This window comes from Mycobacterium sp. SVM_VP21 (assembly GCA_024758765.1).
Taxonomy (GTDB): domain Bacteria; phylum Actinomycetota; class Actinomycetes; order Mycobacteriales; family Mycobacteriaceae; genus Mycobacterium; species Mycobacterium heraklionense_C.
This window is the reverse complement of sequence record CP101406.1, coordinates 3,582,966-3,602,483: the sequence shown is the minus strand read 5'-3', so window position 1 is coordinate 3,602,483 and position 19,518 is coordinate 3,582,966. Positions and strand designations below refer to the sequence as shown.

Below are 19,518 nucleotides of genomic sequence, written 5' to 3'. Positions count from 1 at the left end.
GAAACCTACCGCAGCAGTGCGGCGTCGTGCCGGATAAGCAATGCCCGGCACCCCGCCGACGCGACGGTGCCCCCGGGTTGCAGGCGCCGGCCACCGCGTACCGTTGTGCTGTGGCTAACACCTCCAAGACTGTCTCCGCAACGCGAACCAAGTCGGGTCGGCTCAGCGGGAAATTCTGGAAACTGCTGGGCGCCAGCACCGAGAAGAACCAGAGTCGTTCGATGGCCGAGGTCACGGCGGCCGGCGAGTACGCCAAGAAGGCGGCGGGGCTCGACGACGAGCAGCTGCTCAAAGCCGCGCAACTGCTCAAACTCAAGGAGCTGGCCGACGCCTCGGACATCCCGCAGTTCTTGGCGATCGCCCGCGAAGCGGCCGAGCGCAGCATCGGCCAGCGTCCGTTCGATGTTCAGTTGCAGGGCGCGCTGCGGATGCTGGCCGGGGACGTGGTCGAGATGGCCACCGGTGAAGGCAAGACGCTCTCCGGTGCGATCGCCGCCGCCGGATACGCCATCGGTGGCCGGCACGTGCACGTGGTCACCATCAACGACTACCTGGCCCGCCGTGACGCCGAATGGATGGGCCCGCTGCTGGAGGCGCTTGGGGTCACCGTCGGCTGGATCACCGAAGACTCCACGGCGGCAGAGCGCCGCGCGGCCTACAAGTGCGATGTCACCTACGCGTCGATCAACGAGATCGGCTTCGATGTGCTGCGCGACCAGCTGGTCACCGATGTCGACGACCTGGTCTCGCCCAACCCCGACGTGGCGCTGATCGACGAGGCGGACTCGGTGTTGGTCGACGAGGCGCTGGTGCCGTTGGTGCTGGCCGGCACCACCCACCGCGAGACGCCGCGGATGGAGATCGTCGAGCTGGTCGGACGACTCAAGCCCGGGGTGGACTACGACTCCGACGAGGACCGGCGCAACATCCACCTCACCGAGGTGGGGGCGAACAAAGTCGAGAAGGCGCTCGGCGGCATCGACCTGTACTCCGAGGAGCACGTGGTCTCCACGCTGACCGAGGTCAACGTCGCCCTGCACGCCCACGTGCTGCTGCAGCGCGACGTGCACTACATCGTCCGCGACGGCAAGGTACAGCTGATCAACGCCTCGCGCGGCCGGATCGCCGCCCTGCAGCGCTGGCCGGACGGCCTGCAGGCCGCGGTGGAGGCCAAGGAAGGCATCGAGACCACCGAGACCGGTGAGGTGCTCGACACCATCACGGTGCAGGCGCTGGTCAACCGGTACCCGACCGTGTGCGGCATGACCGGTACCGCGCTGGCGGCCGGTGAGCAGTTGCGGCAGTTCTATCAGCTGGGGGTTTCGCCGATCCCGCCGAACATGCCCAACATCCGCGAGGACGAGGCGGACCGGGTCTACATCACCGCCGCGGCCAAGAACGACGCGATCGTGGCGCACATCGTCGAGGTGCACGCCACCGGACAGCCGGTCCTGGTCGGCACCCACGACGTCGCCGAGTCCGAGGAACTGCACGAGCGGCTGCGCAAGCGCGGTGTTCCGGCGGTGGTCCTCAACGCCAAGAACGACGCCGAAGAGGCCACGGTGATCGCCGAGGCCGGCAAGCTCGGGGTGGTCACCGTCTCCACCCAGATGGCCGGCCGCGGCACCGACATCCGCCTGGGCGGATCCGAAGAGGCTGACCACGACGCGATCGTCGAACTGGGCGGGCTGCACGTGATCGGCACCGGCCGACAGCACACCCAGCGCCTCGACAACCAGTTGCGGGGCCGCGCCGGCCGTCAGGGCGACCCCGGTTCGTCGGTGTTCTTCTCCAGTTGGGAAGACGAGGTCGCCGCGACCAACCTGGAAGCCAACAAGCTGCCCACCGAGACCGACGACGACGGCCGGATCCTCAGCCCCAAGGCCTCCGGTCTGCTCGACCACGCGCAGCGCATCGCCGAGGGCAAGCTGCTCGACATCCACGCCAACACCTGGCGGTACAACCAGCTGATCGCCCAGCAGCGCACCATCATCGTGGAACGGCGCAACACGCTGTTGTCCACCCCGGCGGCTCGTGAGGAGCTGGCCGAGCTCACCCCGAAGCGCTACGCGGAATTGAAGGAGCAGCTGGGGCAAGACGGGGAGGACGGCGAAGCCAAGCTGGAGAAGATCTGCCGGCTGATCATGCTCTACCACCTGGACCGCGGCTGGGCCGACCACCTGGCGTACTTGGCCGACATCCGGGAGAGCATCCACCTGCGTGCCCTGGGCCGGCAGAACCCGCTCGACGAGTTCCACCGGTTGGCGCTCGACGCGTTCGCCTCCCTGGCCGCCGATGCCATCGAGGCGTCCCAGCAGACCCTGGAGACCTCGGATTCGATCGAGTCCGAGCCGGGTATCGACCTGTCGAAGCTGGCCCGGCCCACCTCGACGTGGACCTACATGGTTCGCGACAACCCGCTGAGCGACGACAGCATGGACGCGCTGAGCCTGCCCGGGATCTTCCGCTAGGGGGTCGGTATGGCTGCCGGCTCTGGCACCGAGCAAGTCCAAGACCGGGTACTCACGGTGCCCAACGTGATCAGCCTGGCACGTCTCGGGCTGATCGGCGTCTTTCTCTATCTACTGCTGGTTGCGCGGGCGGACGGGCCGGCGGTGGCGACGCTGATGCTCAGCGGCGCCTCGGACTGGGCCGACGGCAAAGTGGCCCGGCTGTTCAACCAGTATTCGACGCTGGGCGCCCTGCTGGACCCGGCGATCGACCGGCTCTACATGATCGCCATTCCAGTCGCGTTCGGGGTGCGCGGATTGGTGCCCTGGGCGATCATCGCAACGCTGCTGGCCCGAGACCTGCTGCTGGCCGCCACGCTGCCGGCGCTGCGTAGCCGGGGCCTGACCGCGCTGCCGGTCACCTATGTGGGTAAAGCGGGCACCTTCGCGCTGATGTCGGCGTTTCCGCTGATCCTGCTGGGACAGTGGGACGCGCTGTGGAGCCGCGTGGTGCTGGCGGCCGGATGGGGTTTCCTGATCTGGGGATTGGGCATGTACCTGTGGGCGTTCGTGCTGTACCTGATCCAGGTGAGACTGGTGGTCCGCACCATGCCGAAGGTTGCCGGTGGCTGAGCCGTTCTTCGCGCTGAGCGGATACGACTCCCAGGGGGCAGGCACCCACGAGGCCGGCAGGCCGCGGAAATTCGCAGTGCCGTCTCTGCTGCGTTCCCTGCTGTCCGAACATCTCGACTCGGGCTATGCCGCCGCGGCGGCCAGGCGTGCACGCCGCACCGCGCCCCCGGCGGCCACCGCCCGGGTCGCGGGGTGGGCATGGGAGGCGGTGGCGGCGTTGCTGGTGGCGACGGTGTTCGCCGTCGCGGTGGCGCAGGCGCGGTCGGTGGCCCCCGGGGTGCACGACGCCCAACAGGTACTGGCGAAAAACGTCCGAGCGGCCGAAATCGTCACCGGCCGGCTGGCCGACAAACGTGACACCTACGCCAATCGTGTCGACGAGCTGCGCCGGCACCGGCTGGCCGACGACGCCCAGGGGCAGCGGGTGCTGGCCGGCCTGGATGCGCTCAGCCTGGAGGCTGCCAGCACGCGGGTGAGCGGTCCCGGGGTGACCGTCACCGTCACCGACCCCGGAGCCGGGCGAAATCTCTCCGATGCCTCCAAACAGCGGGTGTCGGGCAGCCAGCAGATCATCTTGGACCGCGACCTGCAGCTGGTCGTCAACTCGCTATGGGCCAGCGGAGCCGAGGCGATCGCCGTTGGCGACGTGCGCATCGGCCCGAATGTCACGATCCGGCAGGCCGGCGGAGCCATTTTGGTCGACAACAAGCCGATCAGCAGTCCCTATTTGCTGCAAGCCATCGGACCGCCAGGCCGGCTGCGCGACGCCTTCGACCGCAGCCCGGGGCTGTACCGGCTACGGCTGCTGGAGGCCTCTTACGGGGTGGTGGTCCGTGTCGACGGCCGCAGCTCGGCCGACATCACCCTGCCGGCCGGATCGATACGAGATGTCCGGTTTGCCAAACAGATAGGGGCATCGTGACGCAAGCTTGCGCTGCGGGCCGCGGCTTGGCCGTAGTGGCCGGAACGGGTCCGGTTCGGGAGGCTGGAGTGATGTCGCAATGATCGGTATCGCCGCGCTGATCGCCGGCATCGTCTTGGGGTTGATCTTTCACCCCAGCGTGCCGGAGGTGGTTCAGCCCTACCTGCCGATCGCCGTGGTGGCCGCGCTGGACGCCGTGTTCGGCGGCCTGCGTGCCTACCTAGAGCGGATCTTTGACGCGAAGGTGTTCGTCGTGTCGTTCGTGTTCAACGTTCTGGTCGCCGCGCTGCTGGTCTACCTCGGTGACCAGTTGGGGGTCGGCACACAGCTGTCGACCGCGATCATCGTGGTGTTGGGCATCCGCATCTTCGGCAACGCAGCGGCGCTGCGGCGACGGTTGTTCGGGGCCTGACACGCATGAGTAGCACCGACCCGGCGTCGCACGGCCGCCACGAGCTGCCGCAGCCGCCCTCGCAGAACGGTATGCCGCCGCCCCGCGGCCGTTCCGGGCCGCTGTTCAGCGTGCTGGGAATGCTGCTGTGCCTGCTGTTGGGCGTGGCGATTGTCACTCAGGTCCGCCAGAACGACTCCCAGGACGCGCTGGAGACGGCCCGGCCCGCTGACCTGCTGGTGCTGCTGGACTCGCTGCGCCAACGCGAGGCCACCCTTAACACCGAAGTCGCCGAGCTGCAGCAGACGCTCAACGCCCTGCAGGAATCCGGCAGCAGTGACCAGGCCGCCATCGAGAACGCCCAAGCGCGGCTAGCCGCCCTGGCGATCATGATCGGCACCGTGGGCGCGGTCGGACCCGGCGTCGTGGTCACCGTCGACGATCCGGCCCGCGGGGTGGCACCCGAGACGATGCTCGACGTGATCAACGAGCTGCGGGCTGCCGGTGCCGAGGCGATGGAGGTCCGCGACGGCACCAAGGCGGTGCGCATCGGGGTGGATTCGTGGGTTGGCGGCACACCCGGTGCGCTGGAGTTCGACGGCACGGCTCTGACGCCGCCGTATTCGGTTCTGGCGATTGGGGATCCCCCCACTCTGGCGGCCGCGATGAACATTCCCGGCGGGGCCGTCGACAGCGTCAAACGTCTTGGCGGTGCCATGGCAGTGCAGCAGGCCGACCGCGTTCAGGTGACCGTGTTGCGACAACCGAAACCCCGCCAATACGCTCAGCCAGTCAAGTGAGCCCGACAGCGCAAGGAGCACGATCACCGTGAGCTCGGAAAGCTTAGTTCCATCCGACCTGTACTACACCGCTGAGCATGAGTGGGTTCGCCGCACCGGCCCGGACACCGTCCGCGTGGGTATCACCGACTTCGCGCAGGCCGCCCTGGGTGACGTGGTCTTCGTGCAGCTGCCCGCAGCGGGCACCGGGGTCACCGCAGGAGAGGCCTTTGGCGAAGTGGAGTCGACCAAGTCGGTCTCGGACCTCTACGCACCGATCACCGCGTCGGTGAGCGCGGTCAACGCCGAACTGGACGCTAACCCGCAATTGGTGAACTCCGACCCCTACGGCGCCGGCTGGCTGCTGGAACTTCAGGTGGCGAACGCGGATTCGGCGGCTCTGGACCAGAGTTTGTCGGGGCTGCTGACCGCCGATGCCTACCGGGCGACGTTGTCGGAATGACGATTGTTAGCCTGCCTGCCGGGACGCGCGGGTATCCACCCGACACGATCCCGCGGTGCGGGGGACATGACGTACCGCTGCGCGGTACGGTCGACTCAACGATTCAGGGTTGGGCGCAAGACATGTCCGGCGGGCGCGACCAGGTAGCAAAACAGCGGCCAGTGAGGAGTAGCGGGTGACGGAGAAGGACCCGGCAACGGGGCAAGACCAGGCAGGCGATGAGGTCACGGTGGAAACCACATCGGTTTTCCGCGCCGACTTCCTCAACGAACTCGACGCTCCCTCGCAGGCGGGCGGCGAGAGCCTCACCTCGGGTGTGGAAGGGCTGCCCGTGGGTTCGGCACTGCTGGTCGTCAAGCGCGGTCCCAACGCCGGATCGCGGTTCCTGCTCGACCAACCGGTCACCGCGGCAGGTCGGCACCCCGACAGCGACATCTTCCTCGATGACGTCACGGTGAGTCGTCGTCATGCCGAGTTCCGGCTGGAGGGCAACGAGTTTCAGGTTGTCGACGTCGGCAGCCTCAACGGGACCTATGTCAACCGGGAGCCGGTCGATTCGGCGGTCCTGGTCAACGGCGATGAGGTGCAGGTCGGCAAGTTCCGCCTGGTGTTCCTGACCGGCCCGAAGACGGGTGAGACCGAGGCCGGGCCGGGCAGCTAATGACCGCGCCGGACAGCCCTGAACTGGCCGGGATGTCAATTGGAGCGGTGCTGGACCTGCTTCGGCCGGATTTTCCCGACGTCACGGTCTCCAAGATTCGTTTCCTGGAAACCGAGGGGCTGGTCATGCCGCAGCGGGCGGCGTCGGGCTACCGCCGATTCAGTGCGTACGACTGCGCACGGCTGCGTTACGTGCTGACCGCACAGCGCGACCATTACCTACCGTTGAAAGTGATCAAGGCGCGGCTGGACGCCGAAGCGGATGGCGCGCTGCCGTCACCGGAGTCGCCTTACCCCACGCCACGACTGGTGTCGGCAGGCAGCGAGATCGCCCATAACGGGACGGCGCTGCCCGCGCCGCCGCGGCAGGTGCGGTTGAGCCGGGAGGATCTGCTGGCGCGCTCGGGCGGCGACGATGCGCTGTTGACGGCATTGGTCAGATCGGGCGTGATCACCGCCGGCCCGGGGGGACTGTTCGACGAGCACGCGGTGGTGATCGTCCAGTGCGCGCGCGGCTTGGCCGACTACGGCGTGGAGCCGCGGCACCTGCGAGCATTTCGCTCGGCGGCAGACCGGCAGTCCGACCTGATCGCCCAGATTGCGGGCCCGCTGGTCAAGGGCGGCAAGGCGGGCGCACGCGACCGGGCCGATGACTTGGCGCGCGAGGTCGCGGCGCTGGCGATCGCTCTGCACACCGCGCTGCTCAAGTCGTCGGTACACGACGTACTGCACGGCTGAGGACTAGACTTCGCCTCGGCGGCTTGTTGCGCGGCATGCGGTTTCCGACCGGGGGTTTCGCAGCGAGTCATACTGGGACGACAGGGACTTTGGGACGCAGCGAACGCGGAGGGCTGACTGGAGATGGGTGAAGTACGCGTGGTCGGCATCCGCGTCGAGCAGCCGCAGAACCAGCCGGTGCTGCTCCTGCGCGAAGCCGACGGTGATCGATATCTCCCGATCTGGATCGGGCAGGCCGAAGCTGCCGCCATCGCCTTGGAGCAACAGGGTGTGGAGCCCGCCCGGCCGCTGACTCACGACTTGATCCGTGACTTGATCGGCGCGCTCGGGCATTCGCTCAAGGAGGTCCGAATCGTCGACTTGCAGGAGGGCACGTTCTACGCCGACTTGATCTTCGATCGCGACATCACGGTGTCGGCGCGCCCGTCGGACTCGGTGGCCATCGCGTTGCGGGTGGGTGTGCCGATCTACGTCGAAGAAGCGGTGCTGGCCGAGGCGGGCCTGCTGATCCCCGACGAGGGCGATGACGAGACGGCCGGCACGGTGCGTGAAGACGAGGTGGAGAAGTTCAAGGAATTCCTCGATAGCGTGTCGCCCGACGATTTCAAAGCAACCTGACCCGGCGCGGCGGACTCAGCCTCGTCACAGATCCGTTTCATCTCTCTGCCGTCGGCGCGACACGCCCGAACGAAAGCAACACGCGCAAAAGACGGCCCCCATACTTGAACCACGGCGGGAACAACTGCACAGCAGCTCGTCGGAGGGCGTATGCTCACGACCAACTCGGGCAAGAGCAAACGCGGCCACTGGCCAGTCAGTGGCAACGAGCGCGATCGGCGAGAGGAAGCAGCGTGGGCGACCAACCGGGGCAGGAACAGCTGGACTTCACGGGTCAGCCCGACAAGGGTGACCGCGAAGTCCCCGCGGCCCCCACCAGCGCCGGCCAACCCGTACAGGGCGGCCTGTTCCCGGACGACTCCGTTCCCGATGAACTCGTCGGTTACCGCGGCCCCAGCGCCTGCCAGATCGCCGGCATCACCTACCGCCAGCTCGACTACTGGGCTCGTACCTCGCTGGTGGTGCCCTCCATCCGGGGTGCGGCCGGCTCCGGCAGCCAGCGGCTGTACTCGTTCAAAGACATCCTGGTGCTCAAGATCGTCAAGCGACTTCTCGACACCGGCATCTCGCTGCACAACATCCGGATCGCTGTCGACCACCTTCGCGAGCGCGGTGTCCAGGATCTGGCCAACATCACGCTGTTCTCCGACGGCACCACCGTGTACGAATGCACCTCGGCTGAAGAGGTCGTCGACCTGCTGCAGGGCGGCCAGGGCGTGTTCGGTATCGCGGTGTCCGGCGCGATGCGCGAGCTGACCGGCGTGATCTCCGACTTCCCCGGCGAGCGTGCCGACGGCGGCGAGTCGATCGCCGCACCGGAAGACGAATTGGCCAGCCGCCGCAAGTTCCGCGACCGCAAAACCGGTTAGGGCTCAAAACCTCGACGCAGCGGTTGAAAACCGCCCAGGAATCCTGGCCGCATGGGCTCGGCGGGTAGTATTGGGTCCGCATCAGCCTCTCGCGGGAGAGTTCCGTGGCAGCCAGCCGCGGACGCCGAAGGAGCAATACCTCTCCGTCAACCTCTCAGGCACCCGGACCGCGCCGGCATTGATGCCTCTGGAAAGCGGTGACGCCCGTTCGGGTTTCACCCGCCCATGGGGAAAGGCACCGAAGAAATCTCGGGGCCGAATCTCTCAGGCGCCCGGGCCGGGCAGACGACAGAGGGGGAGGACACCGTCTCGCAGTCGTCTAGCGCCCAGGAGTCCCCGTGTCCGAGCACCCCGAATCCCGCTTCGTTGACCGGCATATCGGCCCCGACAGCGTCGCGATCAGCGCGATGCTCGCCACCATCGGTGTCGCGTCGCTGGAGGATCTCGCGGCCAAGGCTGTTCCCGCCGGTATCCTCGACGCGCTGAGTGCCGACGGCATCGCGCCCGGGCTGGACGTCTTGCCGGCCCCGGCTACCGAGGCCCAGACCCTGGCCGAGCTGCGCGCCCTGGCCGATGCCAGCACGGTCGCGGCGTCGATGATCGGCCAGGGCTACTACGACACGTTCACCCCGCCGGTTCTGCTGCGCAACATCATGCAGAATCCGGCCTGGTACACCGCTTACACGCCGTACCAACCCGAAATCAGCCAGGGCCGGCTCGAGGCGCTGCTGAACTTCCAGACCATGATCGCCGATCTGACCGGGTGCGAGATCGCCAACGCCTCGATGCTCGACGAGGGCACCGCGGCCGCCGAGGCAATGACGTTGATGCACCGCGCGACGCGCGGCACCTCGCACCGTTTGCTGGTCGACGCCGACCTGTTCGCCCAGACGGCGGCGGTCCTGGCGACTCGGGCCGAACCGCTGCGCATCGAGATCGTGACGGCCGACCTGCGTGACGGACTTCCCGACGGTGACTTTTTCGGGGTGATCGTGCAGTTGCCGGGCGCCTCGGGGCGGATCACCGACTGGTCGGGGCTGATCGAGGCCGCCCACGGCCGGGGCGCGCTGGTGGCGGTGGGCGCGGATCTGCTGGCATGCACGCTGCTCACCCCGCCCGGCGAGATCGGCGCGGACGTGGCGTTCGGCACTGCCCAACGGTTCGGGGTGCCGATGGGCTTCGGCGGCCCGCATGCCGGCTACCTGGCGGTGCACTCGGGTCACGCCCGCCAGCTGCCCGGGCGGCTGGTCGGGGTGTCCAGGGATCGGGATGGCGCTGATGCCTACCGGCTGGCGCTGCAAACTCGCGAACAGCACATCCGCCGGGACAAGGCCACGTCGAACATCTGCACCGCGCAGGTGCTGCTGGCGGTGATGGCCGCGATGTATGCCAGCTACCACGGCGCCGACGGTCTGACCGCGATCGCGCGGCGAGTGCACGCCCAGGCCGAGAAGATCGGCGCCGCCCTTGGTGACGCGCTGGTGCACGACCGCTATTTCGACACGGTGCTGGCCCGGGTGCCGGGCCGCGCCGACGAGGTGATCGCCGCGGCCAAGGCCGGCGGGATCAACCTGTGGCGCGTCGACGCCGACCACGTCTCGGTGGCCTGCGATGAAACGACCACCGACGCGCAGGTGGCCGCGGTGCTGGACGCCTTCGGGCTGGCGGCGGTCGAGCCGGCCGGCGCGCCCATCGACACCCGCACGTCGGAATTCCTGACCCACCCGGCGTTCACCCGCTATCGCACCGAAACCGCGATGATGCGTTACCTGCGCTCGCTGTCGGACAAGGACATCGCCTTGGACCGCAGCATGATTCCGCTCGGGTCGTGCACGATGAAGCTCAACGCCGCCGCCGAGATGGAGTCGATCACCTGGCCCGAGTTCGCGCGCCAGCACCCGTTCGCTCCGGCCGGTGACGCCGTGGGCTTGCGGACGCTGATCGCGCAGCTGGAGAGCTGGCTGGCGGGCATCACCGGATATGACGCGGTGTCGCTGCAACCCAACGCGGGATCGCAGGGGGAGTACGCCGGTCTGCTGGCGATCCACGCCTATCACGCCAGCCGCGGCGAGTCGCACCGCGATATCTGCCTGATCCCCTCCAGCGCCCACGGCACCAACGCCGCGTCGGCGGCGCTGGCCGGGATGCGGGTGGTGGTGGTGGCCTGCCGTGACAACGGCGACGTCGACCTCGACGACCTGCGGGCCAAGGTGGACCAGCACGCCGCGGCGTTGTCGACGTTGATGATCACCTACCCCTCCACGCACGGCGTCTACGAGCACGACATCGCCGAGATCTGCGCCGCCGTGCACGACGCCGGCGGCCAGGTTTACGTCGACGGCGCCAATCTCAATGCGCTGGTCGGGCTGGCCCGGCCCGGAAAGTTCGGCGGAGACGTCAGCCACCTCAACCTGCACAAGACCTTCTGCATCCCGCACGGGGGCGGCGGCCCTGGCGTCGGACCGGTGGCGGTGCGGGAGCACCTGGCCGAGTTTCTGCCCGGACACCCGCTGGCCGCTGAGTTGCCCGGCGGGCATCCGGTGTCGGCGGCGCCGTACGGGTCCGCGTCGATCCTGCCGATCACCTGGGCCTACATCCGGATGATGGGTGCCGACGGCCTGCGCGCGGCGTCACTGACCGCGATCGCGTCGGCGAACTACATCGCCCGACGGCTGGATGAGCATTACCCGGTGCTCTACACCGGTGAGAACGGCATGGTCGCCCACGAGTGCATCCTGGACCTGCGAGAGATCACCAAAAGCACCGGTGTGACCGTCGACGATGTCGCAAAACGGTTGGCCGACTACGGTTTCCACGCCCCGACCATGAGCTTCCCGGTGGCTGGAACCCTGATGGTGGAGCCCACCGAGAGCGAGAGCCTCGCCGAGGTCGATGCGTTCTGCGAGGCGATGATCGCCATTCGCGGCGAGATCGACCGGGTCGGTTCCGGCGAATGGACGGTTGAGGACAATCCGCTGCGCGGGGCCCCGCACACCGCGGAGTGCCTGATGGTCGACAAGTGGGAGCACCCCTACACCCGGGAACAGGCCGCCTACCCGCTGGGCCGCGGATTCCGACCGAAGGTGTGGCCCCCGGTACGCCGGATCGACGGCGCCTTCGGCGACCGCAACCTGGTTTGCTCGTGCCCGCCGGTGGAGGCCTTCAGCTGATCTGCCGGCGGTCGCTGCCTCAGCTGAGCAGCGAGTTCAGCGCACCGGCAAGTTCGGGGGAGTTCGCCCCGCGCAGGTTCTGGTATGTGCCACCGGAAAGTTGTGCCACCGACTGCCAGGTCGCCTGGTCGGCGTCCGCCCCGAAGTCGATGACGTTGACCGCCACCGGTCGCTGCGGGTCGTTGTTGGCCCGGATGAAGTCTTGGAGCCCAGGGCCGTCCAAAGTCCGGTCGGTGTGCGGGCCCGCGGTGATGACAAGCACCGAATTGGCCTGCCCGGGCCGGTAGTTGGCCAAGGCCTGGGTGTACACCATACGCAGCGTCGTGAACGACACCGCACCTCCCGGCGTCGAGCTCAGGTCGTTGAGCTCACTGACCAAGGCCTCCGCGCGAGTCCCGCCGTTGAGCGGCTCGTCCAGCGGGCCACCGGTGACCACATTGCGGCCCTCGGTGCCGTCGAAGGTCCACAGGCCCACAGACGAATTCGGGGCCAGGGCCTTGATCCGTTGATCGAGCGCCGCGATCACGTGGGCCAATCGGCTCTTGCCGCCTTCGTCGGTGGTCATCGACTGGTCGAGCATCACCGTGACGGCCGCACTGCCCGGCAAAGTGGTCAGGGCGCCCGCCAGGGCGGCGCGCGTCGCATCGTCGCCGACCGACAGCGTGTCCGACACCGCCGGGAAGCCGGTCACCTCGCTGCTGGGCGGTGCGACCCCTTCCACGCGGAATCCGGCTTTGGCCAGCTCGGCGAGCTGGTCGGGCTTGCGGGCGAAGCGAGCGAATTCGCTGGCAGCGCTGATCTGTTCCTGCGACAACCAGGACCCGGCGAGCAACACGGTGGGGTAGTCGGCGACCGGCACCGGACCCGGCGGCCGCCAGGATGCCAGCGTGGTCGCCGGATCCGACAGCGACTGGCCACGGGTGAACAGTTGCTGCTCGGTGGTCACCACCGCGTGCACCGGTGCCGCCGCCAGATCTCCCTGGCGCAGAAGCACGTTCAACGCCTCAGCGAGCGAAGCGTCGGCCAGCTTGGGTTCTCCGCCCGCGAGCCGGTGCACCCCACCGATCCCATCGATGATGGGCGCTCCCTTGGGGGCGACTCCGGCAGCCACTGCCTCGCCGGCCAGGAAGGCGGCGTCGCCGTTGCCGCCGATCGGCAGCGCCAGCCGCAGCGGCCCCCAGCCGGCCAGCCCGAGATGACCCAGTCCGTCAGGGTCGGACTGCAGGTCGGGCAGACTCGCCCAGCTCTGCTTCTGTAGCGCGCTTTTGAGCTCGGGGCGGATCGCCAACAACACCGGCGAGGTGACCAGCGAACGACTGTCGCTGACCGTTTCCGCACCCGTGGAGGCCTGCAGCCGGGCCGTGGAGACCGAACTGCCCGGAATCCACAGTGCCGGGCGTTGCCCGAGTTGCGCGGGCCAGTCGCCGATGAAACCGCTGACCACGGCATCGGAATCGACCGGCTTGACCTGCACCGACACACAGCGGTCACCGATCGGCTTGGCGGTCTTGTTGAACCTGTCGGCGAAGCCCTGTACATGGTCGGCGATCGTCGGGTCCGCGACGACGGCCACCGTCAGATCGCCTGCCGGGCAGTTGCCGGCGGCGACGGCGGAACGATGCGACAACGAGTTGCCGAAGAAGCGCCACAGGATTACCGCGCCCACGATGACGATCACCGACACCAGTGCGGCGATCACGCCGACGCTGACGCCGCGCGACCCCGAGTCGTTGCGATGCCGGCGCCACCGGTCGAGGTCGCGGTGTCCGCCGCGCGGCTCGTCTTGATCCGCGACCGATGACTCGCCGGCCACGCCGCCTATGGCGCCGAAAGGACCGGTGCGGTAACGCGACTCCTCATCGGGCTCACCGCCGCGACGCATGTACTGCGCCGGATCGGCATCGTCGAATCCGGCACCGCCGTCCTCGTATCCCGCGTATCGCGGCTCGCGATATCCGGCGTCACCGCCGTCGGAGAACGACTCGTCATAGAACGCGTCGTGATAGTCGTCGACGTAGTCGTCATCGTCGGGGTCGCCGAAGCCGAACAGGTCGGGGCCGTCGGAAAAGTAGCTGTCGCCGGGATCGCTGCGGCCCACCGGCTCGTCGTCGGAATCGTCCGGCCCGGGGAAACTGTGCCTACCCACGGTGGGTGCGTCCTCTCCGCCTGGTCAGTTGTCCGGCCACGGTGATGTCCATCGGGTCTGCGTTGGGTCAGATACCGGCCTGGGCTTTGAACTCCCGCCGACGCCGGTGCAGGATCGGCTCGGTGTAGCCGTTGGGCTGAGTGGTCCCGGACAGGATCAGCTCGCGTGCGGCTGCGAACGCGATGCTGGACTCGAAATCGGGCGCCATCGGCAGGTAACTCGCGTCACCGGCGTTCTGGCGGTCCACCGCCGGGGCCATCCGCTCCAGGCTGGACTGCACGTCGTCGGCGGTGATCACCCCGTGCCGCAACCAGTTCGCCAGCAGCTGTGACGAGATCCGAAGCGTGGCACGGTCTTCCATCAGCGCCACGTCGTGGATGTCGGGAACCTTCGAGCAGCCCACACCCTGGTCGATCCAGCGCACCACGTAGCCCAGGATCGACTGGCAGTTGTTGTCGACCTCTTCACGGATCTCGTCGGGTGCCCAGGCCAGACCCTCCGACAGCGGGATGGTCAGCAGCGCATCGAGTGTGGCGCGGCGCTTTCCGGCCAGTTCCTTCTGCACCTCGAACACATCCACCTGGTGGTAGTGCATCGCGTGCAGGGTGGCGGCGGTGGGGGAGGGCACCCACGCGGTGCTCGCACCCGAGCGCGGGTGGCCGATCTTCTGGGTGACCATGTCGGCCATCAGGTCCGTCATCGCCCACATGCCCTTGCCGATCTGGGCGTGGCCGGTCAAGCCAGTGGCCAATCCGGCATCGACGTTGTTGTCTTCGTAAGCCAGGATCCACGGCTGCGACTTCATGCTCGCCTTGCGGACCATGGGCCCGGCCTCCATCGACGTGTGGATCTCGTCGCCGGTGCGGTCCAGGAAGCCGGTGTTGATGAACACCACCCGGTCGGCGGCGGCCTTGATGCACGCCCGCAGGTTGACCGTGGTGCGCCGCTCCTCGTCCATGATGCCGATCTTGAGGGTCTTCTGCGGCAGACCCAGGACGTCTTCGACCCGGCTGAAAAGCTCAGCGGTGAAAGCGACCTCGTCCGGACCGTGCATCTTGGGCTTGACGATGTAGATCGACCCGGTGCGGCTGTTGACCAGCGGCCCGTTGTCATCGGAGGCGGTCAGGCCGTGCGAGGCGATCAAGCCGGTGAACAGCGCGTCCTGGATGCCCTCGAACACCTCGGCGCCCGCGCTGTTGACGATGGCGTCGTTGGTCATCAGATGACCCACGTTGCGGACGAACATCAGGCTGCGGCCCGGCAAGGTCAGGGTGCCCCCGTCCGGTGCGGTGAACTCCCGGTCGGCGGCCAGGGTGCGGGTGAAGCTCTTGTCGCCCTTGCTGACCTGCTCGGACAGGTCACCGCGGTTTAGACCCAGCCAGTTGCGGTAGCCGAGCACCTTGTCCTCGGCGTCGACCGCGGCCACGGAATCCTCGAAGTCCATGATCGTGGTGACCGCCGATTCGAGCACCACGTCTTTGATGCCGGCGGCGTCGGTGGATCCGATCGGCGATGTCGGGTCGATCAGGATTTCGATGTGCAGCCCGTGGTGGGACAGCAGCACCGACGACGGCGAGGCGGCTTCACCGGTGTAGCCGACGAATTCCGCCGGAGCGGCGACCGCGGTCTCCAGGCCGTCGCCCAGCGTCACCACCAGCGCGCCATCGTTCACCGCGAAACTCTTGACCTCGGTCCAGGCGCCGTTGGCCAGCGGCACGGAGTCGTCGAGGAACCGGCGCGCGTAGGCGATCACCTTGTCGCCGCGCACCCTGTTATACGACGTGCCCTTCTCGGCGCCGTCGTCTTCGCTGATCACGTCGGTGCCGTAGAGCGCGTCGTACAGCGAGCCCCAGCGGGCGTTGGCGGCGTTGAGCGCGAACCGGGCGTTGAGCACCGGGACCACCAGCTGCGGGCCGGCCTGTGCCGCGATCTCGTCGTCCACGCCGGAGGTGGTGACCGTGAAGTCCTCGGGTTCGGGCAGCAGGTAGCCGATCTCGGTGAGGAAGGCCCGGTACGCCTCGGTGTCCAGCGGCTCGATGACGCGGTGCCGGTGCCACTTGTCGATCTGCGCCTGCAGCTCGTCGCGACGCGCCAACAACTCCTGGTTCTTGGGCGTCAGATCGGTGACGACTTTGTCCACGCCGGCCCAGAAGCTGTCGGGGTCGACACCGGTGCCCGGCAGGGCCTCGTCGGTGATGAAGTCATACAGCACGCGTGCGACCTGCAGGTCGCCCACCGACACCCGGTCCGTCATGATTTCCTCCCTCATAGCCGATCTACCACCTTACCGGCAGGTAGCGAGGCTATTCGCATCCGGCGATTTCTGTCAGCAGGTCGCACCGTTCCAACAGTGCGGCCCGCAGCGGTGCAGCGCGGCGTGCGATCTCGCTTTGGCAGCGGACGTATTCGGCACGGCCGGCCGCGTTTTCGACGGTGATCGGCGCATAACCGTAACCGCTCAGGTCGTAAGGGCTGGCGCGCATGTCGATCTCGCGCGCCGCTGCAGCCAGCTCCAAGCAGGCCAGCTGTAGTTCGGAGTCGATCAGCGGACCCAGCTTGTAGCACCACCTGTAGATGTCCATGTTGGCGTGCAGGCAACCCGGCTGCTCCCAAGCGATTTGGGTGGCCCGGCTCGGCGTCGCGGCGTTGCGCGGCGCCGCGGCCGGGGTGAAGAAACGGACCGCGTCGAAGTGGGTGCAGCGCAGGGGAATTGACTCCACCACCGCGTCGGTCTCTTTCGCGCCAAGACGCAGCGGAACATGACCGTGCCGTAGGGCTTCCTGCGCTGAGTCGCGATACACCATTGCCCACTCGTGTAGGCCGAAGCAGTTCAGCTGGGCCGGCCGCTCGCCAGTGGCACGCAACAGCCGTGCGATGAACGTCACGGTGTCGGCTCGCTCACGCAGGTATTCCTCGGCCACGCCGACCCGGTCGCCGCGCACCGCGTAGCCGCGCCGTGCGCGGTAGTCGCGCACCGCCTCCGGCCCGACGAGCGCCACCCCGAAGCCGGGATTCCAGCTGCGCAACTGCGCCGGCCGCAGGCTGTAGTAACTGAACAGGAATTTCGGCACCGGGTCGCCGGCCGCGATCCGGCGCAGGAGCGGGGCCAAAAAGTCCTCAAGGCGCTGCCGGTAGTCCTCGGCCCGGGCCTGCCACTGCCTGGCTTCCAGAACCCGTTCCGCCAGGTCAAACATGGTGTGTCCCGTCGCGGACGGTGCCGACGACGTCCTCGACCATGTCTTCGAGGGTCACTATCCCCACCGCGGTGCCGTCCTCGGCGACCGCCAGCGCCAGGTGGCTGTTGCGGCGGCGCAGCCGCGACAGCGCATCGGCCAGCGGCAGGGAGGCGGGGATGCGCGGCAGGGGGCGCACGACGGCGACGTCGACAACGGCGTCCCCTGCCGCGGCTGACCCGGTTGGAGTCTCGCTGAGCAACAGCACATCCTTGATGTGCAGGTAGCCGACGAATTCGCCCTGGTCGACAACCGGGAACCGCGAGTAACCGGTCTGGGCGAAGGCCTTTTCGATGGCCGCGACGCTCGGGCCGCGCCCGGTAGCTGCCACCGGCACGGCGCGGATGTCGCTGATCGGCAGCGCGACATCGGCGACCACCCGGGTGCGGATCTGCAGGGCGCGGGTCAATCGGGTGTATTCCTCGAGGTCGAGCAGACCCGCCGAGACCGACTCGGCGATCATCTCGCTCAACTCGACGGTGGACACCGTGATCTCCAGCTCGTCCTTGGGCTCCACCCGCAGGGCCCGCATGATGACGTGCGCGCACCAGTTGTAGAAGACGATGAAGGGCCGCGCGGCGGCCATGTAGAGCAGGTACGGCGGGATCAGCAGCATCGCCGCGGTCTCGGGGCCGGCCAAGGTGATGTTCTTCGGGACCATCTCGCCGAACAGCACATGCAGGGTGACCACGACCGCCAGGGCGACGACAAACGCCACCGTGTGCAGCAGCGGATCCGGGATACCCGCCAGCCGGAACGGGTGTTCGAGCAGGTCAGCAACCGCTGGCTCACCGATACGGCCGAGCAGGATCGAACACACCGTGACCCCCAGCTGGAAGCCGGCCAGCATCAGGGGCAGCTGTTCACCGGCGCGAATGACGGTGACCGCGCTGCGCCTGCCCTGTTCGGCCAGCGCCTCGAGCCGGTCACGGCGGGCTGAGATGAGCGAGAACTCCGCGCCGACGAAGAACCCGTTTCCGATGATCAGCACCACGGTGAGCACCACGTTCAGCACGTCACCCATCGCCTGCCCCCAACGGGGTGAGCTCGAGCAGGTCGATACGCCGGCCGTCCATCGCGACCACCCGGGCCAGCCAGCGTGGCGGGTGCGCGGAGAGCTCGTCGGGGTCGAACGCGGTCAGTTCGACGGTCTCGCCGGCCTCCGGAATGTGGCCGAGCTCCTGCAATACCAGTCCACCGATGGTCTCGTAGGAGCCCTCCGGTGCACGGTAGCCGGTGGCGGCGGCCACCTCGTCAATGCGCAGCAGGCCCGATACCTGCCAACCGCCGCCGGAGGCCACGACGTCGGGGGTGGCGTCGTCGTGTTCGTCGCGGACATCACCGACGATCTCCTCGATGAGGTCTTCGACGGTCACCATGCCGGCGGTGCCGCCGTATTCGTCGACGACCATGGCCGCCTGCTGGCCGTTGGCCCGGATCTGTTCCATCACGGCGTCGCCGTCGAGGGTCGAGGGCACCACCGCGACCGGTTGGGCCACGGTCGTGACCCGGGTGGATGCGCGATCGGCGACGGCGACCGCGAACACCTGCTTGACGTGAACGATGCCGACCGTGGCGTCCAGATCGCCGTCGACCACCGGAAACTTGGAGAAACCGGTGTCGATGGCGACCGCGGCCAGATCGGCGACGGTGTCGCCGGCCTGCAGGCTCACGATTTTGGATCGCGGCGTCATCAGCTCGGCGGCGGTCAGGGCACCGAATCGCAGCGAACCCTCCACCAACGCGGCGGTGGTCGGGTCGAGGGCACCGCTGCGCGCCGAATTGCGCACCAGCGACGCCAGCTCGCGCGCCGAGCGCGCCGAGGCCAGCCGGTCGGCGGGCTCGATCCCGACCCGGCGCAGGATGCGGTTCGCCGTCCCGTTGGTCACCCTGATCGCGATCGCGAACAGCCGGGAGAACAGCAGCTGCGGCCCCGCCACCGCGCGGGCGATCGGCAGCGGTCGCGCCACGGCCAGGTTCTTGGGCACCAACTCGCCGAAGACCATGGACAACGACGTGGCGATCACCAGCGCGAGGGCCAGCGCAACCCCGCCAGTCATCCGCTCGGGCAGGCCCACGGCCACCAACGGGAGGCGCAGCCAGCGGGCCAGCACCGGTTCGGCCAGATAGCCCGTGGCCAGCGTGGTTATCGAGATACCCAGCTGGGCGCCGGACAGCTGAAATGACAGCGTGCGGTGGGCGTCTTGGATGTAGACGTCCCGACGGCCGCCGCGATGGGCGTTGGCCTCCACGACGCTGCGTTCCAGGGTGGTCAGGGAGAACTCGGCGGCCACGAACACCGCGGTGCCCAGGGTCAGGATCGCGAACGCCAGCAGGCTGGCCAGAGTGACAGCGATGGTCATCGCCGGACCAGGCCCCACCGAGTGTGCGATTTCATCCGGCTGGCGTGGCGTGTCGCGTACGAAACCGCACAGTCGATGCGAAA

Annotated in this window: 16 protein-coding genes and 1 riboswitch; of the genes, 11 read left to right on the top strand and 5 right to left on the bottom strand. The window is 68.1% G+C overall.

What is annotated here, in order from left to right; translation table 11 throughout:
* Nucleotides 1–110 precede the first annotated feature (110 nt).
* The 11 genes from secA2 (at nt 111) to gcvP (ending at nt 11,693) form a co-directional block, all read left to right on the top strand.
* Nucleotides 111–2,471 carry an accessory Sec system translocase SecA2 gene (gene secA2, locus NM962_16855; GenBank protein UVO11602.1) on the top strand — a complete coding sequence of 787 codons (2,361 nt, stop codon included), beginning with the start codon at nt 111–113 and terminating at the stop codon, nt 2,469–2,471.
* 9 nt (nt 2,472–2,480) lie between these two features.
* Entirely contained in the window at nt 2,481–3,083 is a 603-nt protein-coding gene (locus tag NM962_16850) for a CDP-alcohol phosphatidyltransferase family protein (protein UVO11601.1), read from the top strand.
* 13 nt (nt 3,084–3,096) lie between these two features.
* Nucleotides 3,097–4,005 (top strand): DUF881 domain-containing protein, encoded by a 909-nt coding sequence (locus tag NM962_16845; protein ID UVO14790.1) that lies wholly within the window; start codon nt 3,097–3,099, stop codon nt 4,003–4,005.
* 79 nt (nt 4,006–4,084) lie between these two features.
* Nucleotides 4,085–4,417 carry a DUF1290 domain-containing protein gene (locus tag NM962_16840; protein ID UVO11600.1) on the top strand — a complete coding sequence of 111 codons (333 nt, stop codon included), beginning with the start codon at nt 4,085–4,087 and terminating at the stop codon, nt 4,415–4,417.
* A gap of 71 nt (nt 4,418–4,488) precedes the next feature.
* Entirely contained in the window at nt 4,489–5,196 is a 708-nt protein-coding gene (locus NM962_16835) for a DUF881 domain-containing protein (protein UVO14789.1), read from the top strand.
* A gap of 28 nt (nt 5,197–5,224) precedes the next feature.
* Nucleotides 5,225–5,638: a glycine cleavage system protein GcvH gene (gcvH, locus tag NM962_16830; protein UVO11599.1), complete on the top strand. Its 414-nt coding sequence runs from the start codon at nt 5,225–5,227 to the stop codon at nt 5,636–5,638.
* 175 nt (nt 5,639–5,813) lie between these two features.
* Nucleotides 5,814–6,299: an FHA domain-containing protein gene (locus tag NM962_16825; protein UVO11598.1), complete on the top strand. Its 486-nt coding sequence runs from the start codon at nt 5,814–5,816 to the stop codon at nt 6,297–6,299.
* Nucleotides 6,299–7,036 carry a MerR family transcriptional regulator gene (locus tag NM962_16820; GenBank protein UVO11597.1) on the top strand — a complete coding sequence of 246 codons (738 nt, stop codon included), beginning with the start codon at nt 6,299–6,301 and terminating at the stop codon, nt 7,034–7,036. Before NM962_16825 ends, NM962_16820 begins: the two co-directional genes overlap by 1 nt.
* Nucleotides 7,037–7,159: 123 nt before the next feature.
* Nucleotides 7,160–7,654 (top strand): bifunctional nuclease family protein, encoded by a 495-nt coding sequence (locus NM962_16815; GenBank protein UVO11596.1) that lies wholly within the window; start codon nt 7,160–7,162, stop codon nt 7,652–7,654.
* Between the two features lie 233 nt (nt 7,655–7,887).
* On the top strand, nt 7,888–8,523 hold the full coding sequence (locus NM962_16810) for a MerR family transcriptional regulator (GenBank protein UVO11595.1): 636 nt from the start codon (nt 7,888–7,890) through the stop codon (nt 8,521–8,523).
* Nucleotides 8,524–8,605: 82 nt separating this feature from the next.
* Nucleotides 8,606–8,703, top strand: a riboswitch (glycine riboswitch).
* A gap of 158 nt (nt 8,704–8,861) precedes the next feature.
* Nucleotides 8,862–11,693: an aminomethyl-transferring glycine dehydrogenase gene (gcvP, locus tag NM962_16805; protein UVO11594.1), complete on the top strand. Its 2,832-nt coding sequence runs from the start codon at nt 8,862–8,864 to the stop codon at nt 11,691–11,693.
* Nucleotides 11,694–11,712: 19 nt separating this feature from the next.
* Here the strand turns inward: gcvP and NM962_16800 are convergent, their stop codons facing one another.
* From NM962_16800 to NM962_16780, 5 genes are all read right to left on the bottom strand, one after another.
* On the bottom strand, nt 11,713–13,791 hold the full coding sequence (locus NM962_16800; GenBank protein UVO14788.1) for a substrate-binding domain-containing protein: 2,079 nt from the start codon (nt 13,789–13,791) through the stop codon (nt 11,713–11,715).
* Between the two features lie 115 nt (nt 13,792–13,906).
* Entirely contained in the window at nt 13,907–16,093 is a 2,187-nt protein-coding gene (locus tag NM962_16795) for a malate synthase G (GenBank protein ID UVO11593.1), read from the bottom strand.
* 49 nt (nt 16,094–16,142) lie between these two features.
* A complete protein-coding gene (locus tag NM962_16790; protein ID UVO11592.1) occupies nt 16,143–17,033 on the bottom strand; it encodes a 3-methyladenine DNA glycosylase in 891 nt (296 codons plus the stop codon).
* Nucleotides 17,026–18,096 carry a hemolysin family protein gene (locus tag NM962_16785; protein ID UVO11591.1) on the bottom strand — a complete coding sequence of 357 codons (1,071 nt, stop codon included), beginning with the start codon at nt 18,094–18,096 and terminating at the stop codon, nt 17,026–17,028. The genes NM962_16790 and NM962_16785 overlap by 8 nt, the downstream gene beginning before the upstream one ends.
* A complete protein-coding gene (locus NM962_16780; protein UVO11590.1) occupies nt 18,089–19,435 on the bottom strand; it encodes a hemolysin family protein in 1,347 nt (448 codons plus the stop codon). The genes NM962_16785 and NM962_16780 overlap by 8 nt, the downstream gene beginning before the upstream one ends.
* Between the last annotated feature and the right edge of the window lie 83 nt (nt 19,436–19,518).

Excerpts from the sequence above, each read along its gene's own strand:
- NM962_16850 (UVO11601.1), top strand. The coding sequence starts at position 2,481 with ATGGCTGCCGGCTCTGGCACCGAGCAAGTCCAAGACCGGGTACTCACG.
- NM962_16840 (UVO11600.1), top strand. The coding sequence starts at position 4,085 with ATGATCGGTATCGCCGCGCTGATCGCCGGCATCGTCTTGGGGTTGATC.
- NM962_16835 (UVO14789.1), top strand. The coding sequence starts at position 4,489 with ATGCCGCCGCCCCGCGGCCGTTCCGGGCCGCTGTTCAGCGTGCTGGGA.
- NM962_16820 (UVO11597.1), top strand. The coding sequence starts at position 6,299 with ATGACCGCGCCGGACAGCCCTGAACTGGCCGGGATGTCAATTGGAGCG.
- NM962_16815 (UVO11596.1), top strand. The coding sequence starts at position 7,160 with ATGGGTGAAGTACGCGTGGTCGGCATCCGCGTCGAGCAGCCGCAGAAC.
- NM962_16795 (UVO11593.1), bottom strand. The coding sequence starts at position 16,093 with ATGACGGACCGGGTGTCGGTGGGCGACCTGCAGGTCGCACGCGTGCTG.
- NM962_16790 (UVO11592.1), bottom strand. The coding sequence starts at position 17,033 with ATGTTTGACCTGGCGGAACGGGTTCTGGAAGCCAGGCAGTGGCAGGCC.
- NM962_16785 (UVO11591.1), bottom strand. The coding sequence starts at position 18,096 with ATGGGTGACGTGCTGAACGTGGTGCTCACCGTGGTGCTGATCATCGGA.
- NM962_16780 (UVO11590.1), bottom strand. The coding sequence starts at position 19,435 with ATGACCATCGCTGTCACTCTGGCCAGCCTGCTGGCGTTCGCGATCCTG.